General features: G+C 66.7%; 1 protein-coding gene. It reads right to left on the bottom strand.

Annotation, left to right across the window (positions count from 1 at the left end; translation table 11 throughout):
* Positions 1–433, bottom strand: a 433-nt coding sequence (locus I6F37_RS40730) for a DUF255 domain-containing protein (protein ID WP_225154480.1), incomplete at both ends; no start/stop codon positions are given.

The following is a 433-nucleotide window of genomic DNA, read 5'->3' as shown; positions in this document are numbered from 1 at the left end:
GTAGCGATGGAAACCGCCGCCGAGCTGATCGCGAATGCCGCCAGCGGCGAGAGCGTCGAGCGTGTGGAGGAGCTTCTTGCGGACGGCCTCCTTCTTCGCAGCGTCGGCCTGCTCGTCAGCGGTGTAGGTCAGCAGCAGTTCGAGCAGCGTTTCGCGCGGGAACTTGGGCGCCGAGCCAAATCCGCCGTAGGTGGATTCGTAATCGCTCGTCGAGCGCACGATGAGCCGATCGACGAAGCCCCGCTCGATGGCGATCGGCCCGCCCGGCGGACGCGGCTCGGCGAGTTGCTTGAGGATGTCCTCGAGCTGGCTGGCCGTTTGCTGGACGTCGTCCTTGCGGTTCTTGTATGCGTCGTCGGGCCCACGGAGGACGGTGACGAACCCGGGTCGGCCGTGCGCGTCTTCCGGCGGAAAGTAGGTCCCGCCGTAGAAC

The organism is Bradyrhizobium sp. NBAIM08 (assembly GCF_020193935.1).
GTDB classification, from domain to species: domain Bacteria; phylum Pseudomonadota; class Alphaproteobacteria; order Rhizobiales; family Xanthobacteraceae; genus Bradyrhizobium; species Bradyrhizobium yuanmingense.
This window is presented reverse-complemented; position numbering and strand designations above follow the sequence as displayed.